Raw genomic sequence first — 15,508 nt, 5'->3', positions numbered from 1 at the left:
GGCAGGCATGCAGGTGCGCGGTATGCTCGGCGTCTGCGGCGTTGCGCCCTGAGTCTTGAAGATGCCGGCTGCCGTGCATGAAAGAGGCCTGGCGTGTGCAGATGCCGCGCCGGGCATGTTGCTCCATGCGCAAGCCGCGTTGCCCTCTATCGCCTTGCCATCCACCACACACTTGGGAGTCGCATGCACCGTCGTCATTTTTTGCAGAGCGCCGGCCTTACGCTTGCGGCCGCTTCCACCACTAGCTGGGCCGCGACCGGCCCTGCCAGTGCAGCACCTTCTTCGCCGCTGCCGGCTGCGGCGCCTGGCGCGCTGCCGAGCCAGTTCGCCGCATCGCCGCCGCTGGCGCCGATCCACGCTTCGGTCGATCGCATCATTGCCATCAACGGTTGCACGCGGCCGTTCCGTGCGCAGGGGCCGCGGATCGAGGTCGAGCGCATCGGTCGCAAGACGGTGGTGCACAACTACGGGCATGGCGGCAGCGGGTGGTCGTTGTCGTGGGGTGCGGCCGAACACGCGCTGCGGCTGGTGCGTGCGGCCGATGCCAATGCGCGTGAGCTGGCGGTAATCGGCTGCGGCGCGATCGGGCTGACCACCGCGCTGGTGGCACAACGCGCCGGCTTGCGCGTGCGCATCTATGCACGCGAGCGCCTGCCGGATGTGCGTTCGTTCTACGCAACGGGCGTGTGGTCGCCGGACTCGCGCGTGTGCACCAGCGAGCACGCCACGGCCGACTTCAAGACACGTTGGGAAGAGATGGCGCGCATCTCGTTTCGCCGCTACCAGACCTTGCTCGGCTTGCCGGGCGAGCCGATCGAATGGCGCGATGGTTACGCGTTATCGGATGTGCCGTTCGACCAACCGCTTCCATCGGCCGAAGCGCACGAGCCGGACTATCCGCCGCTGGAGCGCGAATTGATCCATGACCTCGGCCCGCGCTCGCAACCGGTCGCTCCCGGCAGTCATCCGTTCCCGGTGCCGTTCGTGCGCCGCTATAGCCAGCTGACCTTCAACCTCAGCGCCTATGCGCGATTATTGATGGACGACTTTCTGCAGGCCGGCGGCGAGCTGTATACCCGCAGCTTCGAACACCCGCGCCAGTTCGGCGATCTGCGCGAGAAGATCCTGGTCAATGCCACCGGCTACGGTGCGCGTGCGTTGCTTGGCGACGACAGCGTCATCCCGGTGCGTGGGCAGACCGCGCGCCTGATTCCGCAACCGGACGTCACCTACGGGCTGGTCTGGCGTGGTCACAATCTCAATGTCGTGCCACGCCGCGACGGGCTGCTGGTGCAAGCGCAAGGCGCGAACGATTTCAACAATGCCGATGCCACACCGGATCACGCAGCCTCTGCAGCGGCGGTGCGCGAATTGGCGCGTCTGTTCCACTCGGCGTGAGCTGTTGCGCGAGCGCCAGAACTCACGCGTCGCTGAGTGAGGCCTGCAATGCGCGGGCCAGTGCGGCATCCCCGCTGACCAGTTCATCCCAACGCAACACCACGCCTTTGCGCTTTCCCTTTTCGACCAGCTTCAAACCCTGCGGGTCGATGATCAAGGTGTAGGTCGACGCGCCGATGTGCAGTTCTCGGCGTAGCGGTTTAGAGCGGCGAACAAAACTACTGCGCAGCCGTCAGGCGGGCGCGGCCGGTGCTCGGAATCCTCATGTATCACTCGTACACTCCGGTTCCTGCGCGCCGTCCGCACCCGCCTGACGGCTGCTCGCTACGTTTTTTTAGCCGCTCTTATCCAATGGCGTCATGCCAACGTCTCGCGCAGTGGTGGACCACCGTTGTAGCGCATCGCGGTGGCTGCACGACGCTCTTTTGCAGCCTCCCTGCACGGGCTACGGCACAGGCCGCCATCGCATCGGGATCACCGCATCCACCGATCCCGCTAACACGTCGGTGACTAGCTTAGCGACCCATGCGAGACAGCTTGAAATCCGGTCACCGCGACCTTGCAGCACTGGCGTGCGTCACGCCCGTGCAATGCGATGCCGACGTGACGGAGCCGCTGGCTCGCAGGCAGTTGAAGGCATGACGCGCACACGGTGCACCGCACTGTTGACCCACCTATCCACTCGAAGGAGCCGCCCATGGCGATCAAGACAATTGAAGAGCTTTTCATCCACGAACTGTCGGACATCTACAGCGCAGAAAAACAGCTGACCAAATCGCTGCCGCGCCTGGCACGTGCGGCGACCGAGCCCAAGCTGGTTGAGGCATTCAAGGTGCATCTGGAAGAAACCCAGGGCCAGATCGAGCGGATCGACCAGATCGTCGAACTGCTCGGCATCAAGCTCAAGCGCATCAAGTGTGCAGCGATGGAAGGCCTGGTCGAAGAAGGCCGTGAGGTGATCGAAGAGATCGAAGCCGGCCCGGTGCGCGATGCGGCACTGATCGGTGGCGCGCAGAAGGTGGAGCATTACGAGATCGCCTCGTACGGCACCATCGCGGCCATCGCCAAGCAGCTCGGTTACTCCGATGCGATCACGTTGCTGCTTGCAACCCTGGAAGAAGAAAAAGCCACCGATGAAAAGCTGACCCTGCTTGCAGAGCAAGGTGGCAACCAAAAAGCATCCAAGACCAGTAAAGCGGCCTGATGCATCGCGCAGTGCGGCACTGCCGCACTGCGTCTGCCCGCGTCTGCGGGCATCACCCCCGAAAGCCAGAGCCCCGCGTCTTCTGTCCGCTTACCGAGTGGCAGTCATCCCGGGTGCCAGCCATGGAGCACGACACATGTTTATGCATAACAAGCGGTTGATGTATACCGTCCGCGTTGCCGAACCGAATCCGGATCTGGCCACGTTGATGCTCGAGCAGTTTGGCGGACCGCAGGGCGAACTCGCCGCTGCGATGCAGTACTTCACCCAGGCATTGGGCGAAGACGATCCGGGCCGCAAGGATTTGCTGTTCGATATCGCCACCGAAGAACTGAGCCACCTGGAGATCATCGGCTCGATCATCGCCATGCTCAACAAGGGACCGAAGGCGGTGTTGTCCGAAGGCATGGAAGAGGCCATGGAGATGCGCTCCATGACCCAGAACAGCACCAGCCACACCCAGCAGATCTTGTACGGTGGCGGCCCTGCGCTGGTCAATTCCAGCGGTGTGCCGTGGACGTCGGCGTATGTGGACTCGATCGGTTGCCCGACCTCCGACCTGCGTTCCAACATCGCCGCCGAAGCACGCGCCAAGCTGGTGTACGAGCGTCTGATCACTGTCACCGACGATCCGGGCATCGTGGATGCGCTGCGCTTTTTGATGACACGCGAGGTGGCGCATCAGAAGTCGTTCGAGAAAGCGCTGTACTCGATCGAGCCGAACTTCCCGCCGGGCAAGCTGCCGGGTGACCCGCGCTTCACCGACACCTACTACAACATGTCGCAGGGCGAAGGCGACATGGTGGGTCCGTGGAATGCCGGCGAGCAATGGGACGTGGTTGCAGACCGCGAACTGCAGACTGCAGTCGATGGCGGTGATGGCTCGGCCACGGTTGCGTTGGACGCGACCCAGACCGACGCACTGGACGCGATGTCGTTGCGTCTGCTCTCCAATCCGGAGCTCGACCGCGTGACCGGTGCCGACCTGGGCGCAGGCCCGGGTGCCGGCTCCACCACCGGCGACATCCAGCGCTGAACCTGCTGAGTGCCAGCGCACCCAGCATTAGCCCGGGGCGTTCGCGACCCGGGCTTTTTAGTGCGACGACAGATCATTGCAACGACGGCATAAGCTGCACCAAGCCAGACAGTTCGGAGGCTGCTTGAAAACATCCACACCGACCATCTCGACTGGTCCTTGCCCGCCCACCGTCGCGGGACCTTACGCGGCATGGATGCCGCGTAAGAGCTTACAAGGACGTACTTGCAGCGTGTCCCGCGATGGTGGGCGGGCAAGGGCCCTGCAGCAAACCCGCAGATCAACCGCTCTGCCCCCGACGCATCCACACCGTTCAATCACCTCTCAAGGCCACCAAGACCGGTTCCAAGCCGAACCGGTCGAAGGCTTGATGCCCTAGCCGCGTGCGATGCATGCGAAATGCATGACGCATGACCATGCTGCCTTCTGCAGCTGACACAACATCGCACGACCAGAACGACGAGGGGCCCCCAGGGGCCCCTTTATATTTGCTGCCTGACATTCCCCACCTAAACGCGCGCGATCTGCGCCGAGTGTTCCTCGCTGGTCCAGTCCGGCCGTACGCCGGCTGCAGTCGTATAGCGACCCAACTGCCAAGGCGTGAGATGCAGCATGGCCACTTTGCCGCCGACATGCAGCCATTGTTTGACATCGCCATCGATGCAGAGCGGACGATGCGTGGGCATGCTGGCCGACGCGGCCACCAGCAAGGAGAACCCCATTTGCAGGCGGCCGCCGATATCCATCACGTTGCGCAGGCCCGCTGCATACACCGCGCCACTGTCCTGACTCAACCAGGTGGCGGCCGTACTGCCATCTGCAGAGGCCGTGCAGACGAATCCGCATAACGGAATCGCACAGCGCTGGGTTTCCCAGATCGCCAGATCCACGCCGCCCAGCCAGCTCGGCTCCTGCGTGTGGATCGAGCGCTGCTGTCCGGGAGCGCGTCGACCAAAGGTGGCACGTTCTTCGCGTTTGCCGCCCCGATCGGCGATCAGAATGTCCGCATCGGCGCCCACCCCGACCTCGACCCATGCGTTGCTCGCCACGCGGGCGGACAACTGAAGAATGCGCGTAATCATGACGACTCCACCGTGTACGTCCCAAGGACTCGGGGTCGGTACGCACAATGCGCGCCAAGTCTTCGACTGACGCGGACACCGGTGTTGCAAGGATTTCCGTGACTTCGGCTACATCTTCTTTTTAGCGACGATCGAACAGGTCGCAAGATGTGCGCTGTTGCGCAATATTTTCCGTGACCGGTGCATGTGCATGCAGATCTACATGTAGACATCCACGCACGCGTACTTACTTCCTGAAGTTGAAGAGATCGCTCTTTGAAGCGCCTGCTTACGCGCGTTATTAACGCCGGGTGCGCGCACGATGCCGGCGTGCGGCGTCAGACCGCACTTTAGTTCCGGAGTTTTTATGTCCAACACAACGCTACACGGCCGCCGCATCCTTGTGGTCGAGGACGATTATCTACTCGCCCAATCGCTCAACGACTTGCTGATCGAAGCCGGTGTCCGTGTGGTCGGACCGGTGGGCACTGTGTCCGACGCGCTTTCGCTGGTGACCTCGGGCGAGGAGATAGACGGTGCGTTGCTCGACGTCAATGTGCGCGGCCAGCCGGTGTTTCCGGTGGCCGATGCATTGCTGGAGCGCGGGGTCCCGTTCTCGTTCTGTTCCGGCTATGACCGCTACACGCTGCCAGTGCGCTTTGCGCATCTGTCGTACTGCATGAAGCCGTACAACCCGCGCGCGATCACCACGCTGCTGAGCGACCAGGCTCAACCGGCCGAGCATTATTGATCATCATCTGATCGGATCTCACCGACAACCCGTCACCGATCGGAAGTGTCGGCCTGGGTGTCTTTTATCTGCTGCCGGGCGCGCTCTTCTTCGCCGAGCTGATTGAGCAGCTCCACCGCTGACTGATGTGCGCTGCGCAAGGTCTCCAGTGGCTTGGAGGCCTCGTTGCGCAACGCATACAGCGCAAATCCCATCACGTTGAGGCGGTTGCGCAATTGGTGCAGCAGCTCACGCCGCTGTCCATCGGATGCATCGGCCACTACGCGTCCTTGTCGCTGAGCCGGTTGTGCAAGGTCCGCACACTGATGCCCAACTCGCGTGCGGCGGCCTTCTTATTGAAGCGGGTGCGTGCCAATGCTGCTTCGATCATCGCGTCTTCGGCCTGCCGCATGGTCCAGCCTGCGGGAATCAACAATCCGTCCTCGTCGGCCTGCGGCACGGTCTGCTCCACATCCGGCGCACTCAACAGGTCGCCATCGGAGCGTAGATACAGATAGCGGATGAACGAGCGCAGCTCGCGCACGTTGCCCGGCCAGGTGTGGTATGCCAGATAGCGCAGCAATGACTTGGTCGGCAACTTGCGCGTGCCGTATTTGACATTGAGTTCGTCGATCACACGCAAGCCCAACAGCCGCGCATCTCCCCGCCGCTCGCGCAGCGGCGGTACCTGGATCGGATATTCGTTGAGCCGGTAGAACAGATCCTCGCGCAGCACCGCTTGCTCGCGCTGCACATGCTGGTGGGTGGCAGCGACCACGCGCGCATCGAGCGGGATCTCTTCGTTGCCGCCCACGCGCATGAAGCTGCGCGATTCGATCGCCCGCAGCAGATAGACCTGCAGACGCTTGGGCATTTCGCCGATTTCATCCAGAAACAGCGTGCCGTCGGCAGCCTGCTCCAGAAATCCGGCATGGCGACGATCGGCGCCGGTGAAGCTGCCGCGCTCGTGACCGAACAGCTGACTTGCCAGCAGTTCTTCTGGTATTGCGCCGCAGTTGACCGGCACAAAGCGGCCGCGACGACCGGAGACACGATGGATGGCGCGCGCGACCAGATCCTTGCCGGTACCGGTCTCGCCGGTCACCAGCACGTTCAAGTCGGTTGGTGCCACGCGCACGATGTCCTTGCGCAACAGCACGATGCTGTCGCTGTTGCCGACGATGCCCAGGTTGCCCTGCTGCGCTTCACGAAGACCGCCGAGCACACGCTCCAGGCGTTCCGGCGCGAATGGCTTGGTCAGGAACTCGCTGACCCCGAACTGCTGTGCGCGGCCCTGGGTCTCATAGGCGTAATCGCCCGACACCACCACGATCTGTGGCGTGTGATCCGGGTCGAGCCGTTCGATGAGATCGAAACCGCTGCCGTCGGGCAGTCCAACGTCCACGACCAACAGGTCGGGGAAATTGCTGTCCAGCCAACGGCTGGCTTCGCCAAGGGTGTGCATGCCCTTGGCCCGGAAGCCGCTATCGGTGGCTAACTCCACCACCTGATCGCAGAACTCCACGTCGTCGTCGATGATGGCGCAGGAAAGACGGTCCATGGGCGCTTCTGTCCGCAAAGTGCTGATACATGTTCAGTTGAGAATTGTGACGACGGCGCGAAAAAGCGCCGCTCACCACGTCGAGTGGCACACCGGTGTCATCGCCATCAGGGATGAGCGTAGCTCTTTCCCCAATGTCGAGCCCGCCGCGCCGATCTTGACCGAAGTACGCATGGCAAATCCTGGTTACGCCAGTGCCAAGCGTCACGGTTGGGCTCGGTCGCCGCAGCGCGAGTGCCAAAACGCCACGACGTGCAAGGTTTTGCGACGGCTGCCACGCCAGTCCGAGGCGGATGCCATCATCGATGAGCCACTGGATCAGCTCGCTTGCGCTGTTACATCGCAATCTAGGCGTCAGCTGGCGCTGACCTGGGCCAGCGCCATGCGAGGCGTTGGGCGAACCGTTCCAGCAGGGCCGGTCGGGTTCGATGTGCTATCCACAGCCTACGCACTCATCGTGGAGAGCGTGTGTACAGATCGCTCAACCCCGCGTCCTGTGCGGCTGTTGAAACTAAAAGCGCCCGCAACTGCGGGCGCCTTCATCGGTATCGCATCGCGGAGGACTCAGCGGTTTTCCGACCCATCCGGGCGTTCGTAGTCCTGCTCCGGATCCGCTTTGTTGACGTCGCGGTCTTCGTCGGGCATGTCGTGCACTTTTCGTTCGGCATTCTCGTTGCGCTGCTCTTGCGGCGTGAACGGCTTGCTCTGATCATCGTCCGGACCCCACGGCTTCTTCGGTTCGCTAGCCATCGCGGTTCTCCTGCCTGGTTATCGTGCCACCACGCTAGGCAGGCGGACATTGCAAGCTGGTGAACAAACCTGCGTCACCGTGTGAAGTGATTGCGCAGATGGCCCCGCCGAGCACGCCAAGTACGCGTGATCCGAACATGCTCAGCCACCGGTTTGCGAATGCGGTGCCGCCACCGGTTTGGACTGCGGCGAATCCTTCTGCCGTAGCCAGATAGTCAACACCACCAGCGCGAACACCGCCAGGAATTCGCTCTGCCAGTTCTGCATCGATTCGAACCAGAACCCGGCATCGGTGAAATGGTCGAGGATGCTGATCGGCGGCAACCCTTTTTGTGTGCGCTCCAGCAACGCAAGCCGCCAGCTGCCAAGCAGATGCAGGACAAAACTCATCAGGAACAGCGCGCCAAATGCCAGCGCCAACGAGTGCTCATACACGCGCAGCCACAGCCCACCGGCACGCACCGGCCACGGCGTCTGGCCCGGCTTGATCTCGGCGCTTTCTTCAGCAGGATCGAGCGGACGCGACTCGGCCGAGCCCACCTGGCGCAGCTTGACGGTCAGCAGCACATACATGCCCATCTGCAGAAACTCGCTCTCCCAGTTCTCGAACAGGGCCGAGACGAAATGCGGACTGTGCAGATACGCGGCCAGCAGCAGCGTTGGCTGGCCCTGCTCCGTCAACTCCGCGTTATAGGAATGCAGGCCGGCATAGATCTGGCAACCGATGAAGAGCAGCGTCAGCGCAAGCAGACACAACGACAACCCATTGCGACGAAAGAACATGCGTAACTCCTGACGATGCGCGCAGTATCGAGCGTGATCGGCAAAAGCGCATGAAGTCTGCGCGCACTGCCCGCCGTGAGGTCGGCTGGCGTGCTTGCTGACAACGTGAACGCGCCGCGCGCAGCACACATGCCGGCGACATCGTCTAGCCCGGACGTTTACGTCTGCATGACCACACTGACACTCACGTTGTAGTGATCCACACCGTCAGGAGACCCCACATGCCCGTCCCCAATTACCCACGCCCGCCGTTCAAGCCGCAGCAGCAGGGCTTCCCCGGCCGGACCGAGAAGATGGATCCACGCCCGGACCATGGCGAAGACAGCTACGTCGGTCATGGGCAGCTGACAGGCAAGCGCGCGCTGATCACCGGTGGCGACAGTGGCATTGGTGCTGCCGTGGCGATTGCCTACGCACGTGAAGGCGCCGACGTGGCCATCGCGTATCTGCCCGATGAGCAGGAGGACGCGGCCAGAATCGGTGCGCTGATCGAGAAGGCCGGCGTCAAGGCGCTACTGGTCGGTTGCGATATCAGCGACCCGCGCCAGGCCGCAGCATTGATCGAACAGGTCAACAGCGCCTTCGGCGGACTGGACATTCTGGTCAACAACGCCGGCTACCAGAAATATTTCCAGAATTTCGAAGACATTACGCTGGACGAATGGCGCAAGACCTTCGACACCAATGTGCATGCGGTGTTTCATCTGGTGCAGCTGTCGGTACCGTTGATGAAGGACGGTGGCTCCATCATCAATACCGCCTCGGTGCAGTCCAAGAAACCCACGCCAAATATTCTTCCCTATGCCGCCACCAAGGGCGCGTTGGCCAATCTCACCATTGGCCTGGCCGGCGTGCTGGCCGACAAGCACATCCGCGTCAATGCGGTGCTGCCCGGCCCGATCTGGACACCGTTCATTCCGGCAGGCATGGACGAAGAGTCGGTGGAAAACTTCGGCAGCCAAACTCCGATGGGGCGGCCCGGCCAGCCGGTCGAGCTGGCATCGGCCTACGTGATGCTCGCGGCCGACACTGCCAGCTACACCTCCGGCACGTTGCTGACCATTGCCGGTGGGGCCGTCACTCTGTAACCCGCTCCACGTTGTCGCCAAACCCGCGTTGCTCTCGCAGCAACGCGGGTTTTTTTTGTGTGCAGCAGCGTGCGCATGTGCATTTTAGATTCGATCAAAGGCTTGGTTGGCCGATCGCGCGGTGCCCTTGCCGCTCACGGGACACGCCGTGAATCCGTCCATGGAGGCTCAGTGGCGGCATCCATGCCGCCACATGGTCCCGCAAGCGGCAAGGACACCGCACCAGGGAATTTGCAGGTTGCTTTGTTGAAAGCTGTCTGTTGACAGCCTTGCGTTGCGAAGCTGATCGAATGCGCCTCCGTTATCCGAACAACGCACGTAATGCACTGCTTGCAACTATGCACACCGACCCTCTTAGATGGTCCTTGCCCGCCTACCATCGCGGGACCTTACGCGGCATGGATGCCGCGTAAGAGCCTACATGGACGTACTTGCGGCGTGTCCTGCGATGGTGGGCGGGCAAGGACCCTGCAGCAAACTCACAGCATCAAGAGCGCAGCGAAGACATCGCACCAGACAGGTCGCTGGCTGCTTTGTTAAAAAACATGCGTACCGATCAACTTGACTGGCCCTTGCCCGCCTACCGTCGCGGGACCTTACGCGGCACGGATGCCGCGTAAGAGCCTACACGGACGTACTTGCGGCTTGTCCCGCGACGGTAGGCGGGCAAGGACCCTGCAGCCAAACCGCAGATCAGCCGCTCTTCACTGAAGACCCAACTCCCAAGCTCAGCAATAAATCGTCGGGAAATAGTTTTGCCAGCCACTCCTGGCAATCAGTGTGCGCGACTAAAAAACACACAGCGCCGGTGAGTAAATAGTCAACGCCTCACTCGCGTGGCACACACCTACCCCTGCGCCTGTTCTCACGTTCTGCCACCTACCGTAGATCGTGTTGGACAGTGATGCATGTAGCCCTCTGCTCGCCCAGACCTGGCTGCCGCCCAATGCGTAGCTGCACATCAGCACGCTGCCGGCGCGATGACATCACCCAACACGCAGGCAAACGTGCGCGGTGGTGATCCGCGTCCTGGGTAAGCCGGCGCCTCAGCGCCCTCCACAAGGCAGGCAATCAATGAGAATTTTGGTCACCGGCGGCACCGGTTATATCGGCTCACATACCTGTGTGGAACTGGCGCGACGTGGGCACGACGTGTGCATTGTCGATAATTTGAGCAATTCATCCGAGCGCGTGCTCGACCATCTGCAGTATCTGATGGGAGCTCGACCGGAGTTCCATCGCATGGATGTGCGCGCACCAGAGCTCGCTGAGTTGCTGAGCAGCAAGCGTATCGATGCCGTGCTGCATTTTGCCGCACTCAAGGCCGTTGGCGAATCGGTACGCGAGCCGCTGCTGTATTTCAACAACAACGTGACCGGCACGCTGGCGCTGTTACGTGCGATGCGCACTGCCGAGGTGTCCAACCTGGCGTTCAGCTCCTCGGCCACCGTGTATGGCGATGAAAACATCAGCCCAATCAAGGAAAGCGCGCCGTTGAAGGCGATCAATCCCTACGGCCGCACCAAGCTGATGATGGAAGAAATGATCGGTGATTTGAGCATCGCGTGGCCCGAATTCAATGCCGCGCTGCTGCGTTACTTCAACCCGGTAGGTGCGCATCCCAGCGGGTATCTGGGCGAAGATCCGCGCGGCGTGCCGAACAATCTGATGCCCTATATCGCGCAGGTGGCCGTCGGCCGCCGCGCTGCGCTGCAGGTGTTCGGCGATGATTACCCTACTGCCGACGGCACCGGCGTGCGCGATTATCTGCACGTGATGGATCTGGCGCGCGCGCATGTGGATGCCATCGACTACCTGCAGCGCGAGCGCAAGGGACTGGTGGTGAACCTGGGCAGCGGCCGCGGCCACAGCGTGCGCGAGGTGGCTGCCGCATTCGAGCGTGCCAGTGGCTGCCGCATCCCGTTGAGCATCGCACCGCGCCGCGATGGCGATGTGGCGGTGTATTACGCAAACGCCACGCTGGCCAATCGGCTATTGGGCTGGAAGGCCGAATACGACCTGGACCGCATGTGTCGCGATACCTGGCGTTGGCAGCAACTGCATCCGGACGGCTATGCGACCTCGCGCCTGACCAGACCGCGCACCCCGACCACCGTGCCCGAGCGCGAGCTCGCGCGCGAGCTGGTCACACCGTCACGTCGCTTGTTGCCAACGGCAGAGGGACGCCGCCGCAACGAGGTGGCTCGCACCCTGCTGCCTGCAGACCGTCTCTCGCGCGTGTGATGCGGGCTGATTCCTTTCCTTTTTGATTGAGGGCATTCCATGAGCTGGGCTGGTCAGTTTCACTACGACATCGGCAACACCCGCCGCGCCGTCGCATCCGACAACACCCCGCAATTCGACCCATCGCGACCCACGCTGTTGTGCTTGTCGCATCTGCGCTGGAGCTTTGTGTACCAGCGCCCACAGCATCTGATGTCGCGCTTTGCGCGTGATTTCAATCTGCTGTTCTGGGAGGAGCCCATCGCCTGCGACGAACCCGAGCCGTGGCTGCAGGTGCGTGGCGAAGCAGGCGGCCTGCATGTGCTGGTGCCCCGGCTGCCGGCCGGTTGCGAAGGCGAGGCGGCCGTGCAGATCCAACGCCAGTTGCTGGATGGCTATCTGGCCGAGCTCGGTGTGGACGATCTGGTGCTGTGGTACTACACGCCGATGAGTCAGAGCTTCAGCGCGCATCTGCATCCGCGCGTGATCGTGTACGACTGCATGGACGAGCTGTCGGCATTTCGCGGTGCGCCGCCCGAACTGGTACAACGCGAACGCGAACTGCTGCAGCGCGCCGATGTGGTGTTCACCGGTGGCTACAGCATCTGGGAAGCAAAGCGCGCGCTGCATGCCAACGCACATGCCTTCCCCAGCAGTGTGGAGGTGGCGCATTTCGCCGCGGCACGTGCGCCCCAGCAGGAGCCTGCCGATCAAGCCGGCATCGCGCATCCGCGTCTGGGTTTCTATGGCGTGATCGACGAACGCTTCGACGTGGAGCTGTTGCGCAGCATCGCCGCGCAACGCCCGTACTGGCAGTGGGTGATGATCGGCCCGGTGGTCAAGATCGACCCGGCCGAGTTGCCGCAAGCCGACAATATCCATTACCTGGGTGGCAAGAGCTACGACCAATTGCCCGGCTATCTGTCCGGCTGGGAGGTGGCGTTGATGCCGTTTGCCATGAATGCCTCCACCCGCTTCATCAGCCCGACCAAGACGCCCGAATATCTGGCCGGCGGCTGCCCGGTGGTCTCCACGCCCATCCACGATGTGGTGCGCACCTATGGCGACACCGGCGTGGTGCGCATTGCCAACACGCCCGATGCATTCGTTGCCGCGTGCGAAGCCGCGCTACGCGACGGCGCCGACCGCGAGCAGCTGCTGGAAACCGCTGACCAAGTGCTGGGCGATATGTCCTGGGACCACACCTATGACTTGATGAAGGAGAAACTCACGTGGAAGCAATGACGCCTTCGGGCACCGTTCCGCTGGCGAGCACCCGCACCCTCGGCGGTACCCGGCGCGGATTCGATTACCTGATCATCGGTGCGGGCTTTGCCGGCAGCGTGCTTGCCGAGCGCCTGGCCGCAGGCCTGGGCAAACGCGTGCTGGTGGTGGATCGTCGCCCGCATATCGGCGGTAACGCCTATGACTTCCACGATGACGCCGGTGTCCTGATCCATCGCTATGGCCCGCACATCTTCCACACCAATGCGCAGCGCATCGTGGATTACCTGTCCAACTTCACCCAGTGGCGGCCTTACGCGCATCGTGTGCTGGCGCAGGTAGGCGAGCAGCAGGTGCCGATCCCGATCAACATGACCACCTTGAACCGGCTCTACGGTTTGCAGCTCGCAACCGAACAAGACGCCGCTGCATTTCTGGCCAGCCGCGCCGAATCGGTGGCCGATATCCAGACCAGCGAAGACGTGGTGATCAATCAGGTGGGCCGCGAATTGTACGAGACCTTCTTCCGCGGCTACACGCGCAAGCAATGGGGTCTGGATCCGTCGCAGCTGGACAAGTCGGTGACCTCGCGCGTGCCCACCCGCACCAATGACGACGACCGTTACTTCACCGACACCTTCCAGCAGATGCCGCTGCACGGCTACACCCGCATGTTCGAACGCATGCTCGATCACCCCAACATCAAGGTGATGCTCAATACCGACTACCGCGAGATCCGCGACGAGCTGGACTACGACCAACTGGTCTACAGCGGGCCGGTGGACGAATACTTCGACTATTGCTACGGCAAGCTGCCGTATCGCTCGCTCAAGTTCGAACACAGCACCGTGGATCAGGAACACTTTCAGGCGGTCGCCACGGTCAACTACCCGGCCGAAGATGTGGCCTACACGCGCATCACCGAGTACAAGCATCTGACCGGCCAGCAACATCCCAAGACCAGCCTCACCCACGAGTACCCATCGGCCGACGGCGACCCGTATTATCCGATTCCACGTGCGGAGAATGCCGCGCTGTACCGGCGCTACGAGCGCCTGGCGGCAGAGACGCCCAATGTCACCTTCCTTGGGCGGCTGGGCACCTACAAGTACTACAACATGGATCAAGTGGTCGGCCAGGCATTGGCCTTGTTCAAGCGCATCGAAGAGGCAGAACACCAGCGTCACGCCGAACTGGCTGTCTGATCGGCAACACCCCGCCCCACCGCGCTCGCGCTGCGGGGCAGTCATCGATGGTCGGTTGCCAGCGTGCAACCGATCGTGCAGCAGGATGTCAGATGCATACCCCCACAGTGTTCTACAGTTTTTTCATGGCGGGGTTCGAGTGTTCGACCCATCGCCGCCGCGATGGCCGCCGGCTGGATCTGATCGCCGGCACCAAGCACGACTGCTGGGCCGCCAACGATTACCGTGCCGTCTCGGCGCACGGCTTGCGTACTGTGCGCGACGGCTTGCGCTGGCACCTGATCGAACAACGCCCCGGTCATTACGATTGGTCCAGCTTTTTGCCGATGCTGCACGCGGCCAATGCCGCCGGCACCCAGGTGATCTGGGATCTGTGCCATTACGGCTGGCCGGACGATGTGGATATCTGGTCGCCGAAGTTTGTCGATCGCTTTGCACGCTTTGCCGCTGCGGCCGCGCAATGCGTCAAGAACGAAACCGACGCGGTGCCGTTCTATGCCCCGGTCAACGAGATCTCGTTCTGGGCCTGGAACGGCGGCGACCACTCAGGCATGTATCCAAAAGCACGCGGACGCGGCTTCGAGCTCAAGCATCAGCTGGTACGCGCCACCATCGCCGCGATCGATGCGGTACGCCAGGTGGAACCGCGCGCGCGCTTCGTGCAGGTAGACCCGGCCATCCATGTGATCCCCTCCAACGACCGCCCCGGCCCGCGCCGCGAAGCCGAACGCCTGCGACTGGCCCAGTTCGAAGCCTGGGACATGATCTGCGGCAAGCAATGGCCTGGATTGGGCGGCACACCGCAACATCTGGACATCATTGGCCTCAACTACTACGCAGACAATCAGTGGTATCTGGGCGGCACACCGATCCTGCGCAGCTCAACGGATTACCGCCCGTTTTCGGCCATCATGGACGAGTTCTGGCAGCGCTATCGGCGTCCGATGTTCGTCTCCGAAACCGGCGCCGAAGCCGACAAACGCGGCCCCTGGCTTGACCATGTCGGCAGCGAAGTGGCACTGGCGATGCAGCAAGGCGTGCCGATGGAAGGCATCTGCCTCTACCCGGTGCTGGACTATCCGGGCTGGGACAACTACCGCCATTGCCCCACCGGCCTGTTCGGTTATGCCGATGAGCAGGGCGAACGCCCGTTGCATGCCGGACTGGCCAGACAACTGCGTCGCGAACACGAACGCTTTGGCCTGCAAGTGCCGCAGCTTGCACTGGCCGACATCGATACGTGAC

At 62.4% G+C, this 15,508-nt stretch carries 15 protein-coding genes and 1 other RNA gene; 10 read left to right on the top strand and 6 right to left on the bottom strand.

Annotated elements, in window-relative coordinates; all coding sequences use genetic code 11:
* The first annotated feature begins 183 nt into the window (after positions 1-183).
* Positions 184-1,398, top strand: a complete 1,215-nt coding sequence (locus AC1KVG_RS19110; protein WP_481095425.1) for an FAD-dependent oxidoreductase — start codon at positions 184-186, stop codon at positions 1,396-1,398.
* Positions 1,399-1,420: 22 nt separating this feature from the next.
* On the opposite strand, the gene AC1KVG_RS19105 is transcribed toward AC1KVG_RS19110, so the two are convergent.
* Entirely contained in the window at positions 1,421-1,627 is a 207-nt protein-coding gene (locus tag AC1KVG_RS19105) for a hypothetical protein (RefSeq protein ID WP_043907125.1), read from the bottom strand.
* Between the two features lie 35 nt (positions 1,628-1,662).
* On the opposite strand from AC1KVG_RS19105, the gene AC1KVG_RS19100 reads away from it, so the two are divergent.
* The 3 genes from AC1KVG_RS19100 to AC1KVG_RS19090 all read left to right on the top strand — a co-directional run bounded on the left by AC1KVG_RS19100 (position 1,663) and on the right by AC1KVG_RS19090 (position 3,638).
* A non-coding RNA gene (locus AC1KVG_RS19100) (sX9 sRNA) lies at positions 1,663-1,738 on the top strand.
* 357 nt (positions 1,739-2,095) lie between these two features.
* A complete protein-coding gene (locus AC1KVG_RS19095; protein ID WP_074058568.1) occupies positions 2,096-2,602 on the top strand; it encodes a YciE/YciF ferroxidase family protein in 507 nt (168 codons plus the stop codon).
* Between the two features lie 136 nt (positions 2,603-2,738).
* Positions 2,739-3,638: a manganese catalase family protein gene (locus AC1KVG_RS19090; RefSeq protein WP_168957244.1), complete on the top strand. Its 900-nt coding sequence runs from the start codon at positions 2,739-2,741 to the stop codon at positions 3,636-3,638.
* A 509-nt stretch (positions 3,639-4,147) separates the two neighbouring features.
* Here the strand turns inward: AC1KVG_RS19090 and AC1KVG_RS19085 are convergent.
* Positions 4,148-4,720, bottom strand: a complete 573-nt coding sequence (locus AC1KVG_RS19085; protein WP_481095424.1) for a hypothetical protein — start codon at positions 4,718-4,720, stop codon at positions 4,148-4,150.
* A 346-nt stretch (positions 4,721-5,066) separates the two neighbouring features.
* On the opposite strand from AC1KVG_RS19085, the gene AC1KVG_RS19080 reads away from it, so the two are divergent.
* Positions 5,067-5,450 carry a response regulator gene (locus AC1KVG_RS19080; protein ID WP_481095423.1) on the top strand — a complete coding sequence of 128 codons (384 nt, stop codon included), beginning with the start codon at positions 5,067-5,069 and terminating at the stop codon, positions 5,448-5,450.
* Between the two features lie 32 nt (positions 5,451-5,482).
* Here the strand turns inward: AC1KVG_RS19080 and AC1KVG_RS19075 are convergent, their stop codons facing one another.
* The 4 genes from AC1KVG_RS19075 to AC1KVG_RS19060 all read right to left on the bottom strand — a co-directional run bounded on the left by AC1KVG_RS19075 (position 5,483) and on the right by AC1KVG_RS19060 (position 8,523).
* Positions 5,483-5,710: a hypothetical protein gene (locus tag AC1KVG_RS19075; protein WP_168957248.1), complete on the bottom strand. Its 228-nt coding sequence runs from the start codon at positions 5,708-5,710 to the stop codon at positions 5,483-5,485.
* Positions 5,710-6,990, bottom strand: coding sequence for a sigma-54-dependent transcriptional regulator (locus AC1KVG_RS19070; protein WP_481095422.1), 1,281 nt, complete (start codon positions 6,988-6,990; stop codon positions 5,710-5,712). The genes AC1KVG_RS19075 and AC1KVG_RS19070 overlap by 1 nt, the downstream gene beginning before the upstream one ends.
* Positions 6,991-7,554: 564 nt before the next feature.
* Positions 7,555-7,740, bottom strand: a complete 186-nt coding sequence (locus tag AC1KVG_RS19065) for a hypothetical protein (RefSeq protein ID WP_481095421.1) — start codon at positions 7,738-7,740, stop codon at positions 7,555-7,557.
* 141 nt (positions 7,741-7,881) lie between these two features.
* Positions 7,882-8,523, bottom strand: coding sequence for a DUF6766 family protein (locus AC1KVG_RS19060; protein ID WP_481095420.1), 642 nt, complete (start codon positions 8,521-8,523; stop codon positions 7,882-7,884).
* Positions 8,524-8,744: 221 nt separating this feature from the next.
* On the opposite strand from AC1KVG_RS19060, the gene AC1KVG_RS19055 reads away from it, so the two are divergent.
* From AC1KVG_RS19055 to AC1KVG_RS19035, 5 genes are all read left to right on the top strand, one after another.
* Positions 8,745-9,611 carry a glucose 1-dehydrogenase gene (locus AC1KVG_RS19055; protein ID WP_481095419.1) on the top strand — a complete coding sequence of 289 codons (867 nt, stop codon included), beginning with the start codon at positions 8,745-8,747 and terminating at the stop codon, positions 9,609-9,611.
* Positions 9,612-10,685: 1,074 nt separating this feature from the next.
* Positions 10,686-11,855 (top strand): UDP-glucose 4-epimerase GalE, encoded by a 1,170-nt coding sequence (gene galE, locus AC1KVG_RS19050; protein ID WP_481095418.1) that lies wholly within the window; start codon positions 10,686-10,688, stop codon positions 11,853-11,855.
* Positions 11,856-11,894: 39 nt separating this feature from the next.
* On the top strand, positions 11,895-13,079 hold the full coding sequence (locus tag AC1KVG_RS19045; RefSeq protein WP_481095417.1) for a glycosyltransferase family 1 protein: 1,185 nt from the start codon (positions 11,895-11,897) through the stop codon (positions 13,077-13,079).
* On the top strand, positions 13,076-14,263 hold the full coding sequence (gene glf / locus AC1KVG_RS19040; protein ID WP_481095438.1) for a UDP-galactopyranose mutase: 1,188 nt from the start codon (positions 13,076-13,078) through the stop codon (positions 14,261-14,263). The genes AC1KVG_RS19045 and glf overlap by 4 nt, the downstream gene beginning before the upstream one ends.
* Before the next feature lie 92 nt (positions 14,264-14,355).
* On the top strand, positions 14,356-15,507 hold the full coding sequence (locus AC1KVG_RS19035; RefSeq protein WP_481095416.1) for a glycoside hydrolase family 1 protein: 1,152 nt from the start codon (positions 14,356-14,358) through the stop codon (positions 15,505-15,507).
* Position 15,508 lies beyond the last annotated feature (1 nt).

It is taken from the genome of Xanthomonas sp. NCPPB 3959 (assembly GCF_056675575.1).
Note: the sequence above shows the minus strand (reverse complement) of the source record. Positions and strands in the feature narration are given on the sequence as shown.

What these genes read in the sequence shown, in the direction of transcription:
- AC1KVG_RS19070 (WP_481095422.1), bottom strand. Translation starts at nt 6,990, where the DNA reads ATGGACCGTCTTTCCTGCGCCATCATCGACGACGACGTGGAGTTCTGC.
- AC1KVG_RS19095 (WP_074058568.1), top strand. Translation starts at nt 2,096, where the DNA reads ATGGCGATCAAGACAATTGAAGAGCTTTTCATCCACGAACTGTCGGAC.
- AC1KVG_RS19045 (WP_481095417.1), top strand. Translation starts at nt 11,895, where the DNA reads ATGAGCTGGGCTGGTCAGTTTCACTACGACATCGGCAACACCCGCCGC.
- AC1KVG_RS19080 (WP_481095423.1), top strand. Translation starts at nt 5,067, where the DNA reads ATGTCCAACACAACGCTACACGGCCGCCGCATCCTTGTGGTCGAGGAC.
- AC1KVG_RS19055 (WP_481095419.1), top strand. Translation starts at nt 8,745, where the DNA reads ATGCCCGTCCCCAATTACCCACGCCCGCCGTTCAAGCCGCAGCAGCAG.
- galE (WP_481095418.1), top strand. Translation starts at nt 10,686, where the DNA reads ATGAGAATTTTGGTCACCGGCGGCACCGGTTATATCGGCTCACATACC.
- glf (WP_481095438.1), top strand. Translation starts at nt 13,076, where the DNA reads ATGACGCCTTCGGGCACCGTTCCGCTGGCGAGCACCCGCACCCTCGGC.
- AC1KVG_RS19065 (WP_481095421.1), bottom strand. Translation starts at nt 7,740, where the DNA reads ATGGCTAGCGAACCGAAGAAGCCGTGGGGTCCGGACGATGATCAGAGC.
- AC1KVG_RS19060 (WP_481095420.1), bottom strand. Translation starts at nt 8,523, where the DNA reads ATGTTCTTTCGTCGCAATGGGTTGTCGTTGTGTCTGCTTGCGCTGACG.
- AC1KVG_RS19110 (WP_481095425.1), top strand. Translation starts at nt 184, where the DNA reads ATGCACCGTCGTCATTTTTTGCAGAGCGCCGGCCTTACGCTTGCGGCC.
- AC1KVG_RS19090 (WP_168957244.1), top strand. Translation starts at nt 2,739, where the DNA reads ATGTTTATGCATAACAAGCGGTTGATGTATACCGTCCGCGTTGCCGAA.
- AC1KVG_RS19085 (WP_481095424.1), bottom strand. Translation starts at nt 4,720, where the DNA reads ATGATTACGCGCATTCTTCAGTTGTCCGCCCGCGTGGCGAGCAACGCA.
- AC1KVG_RS19035 (WP_481095416.1), top strand. Translation starts at nt 14,356, where the DNA reads ATGCATACCCCCACAGTGTTCTACAGTTTTTTCATGGCGGGGTTCGAG.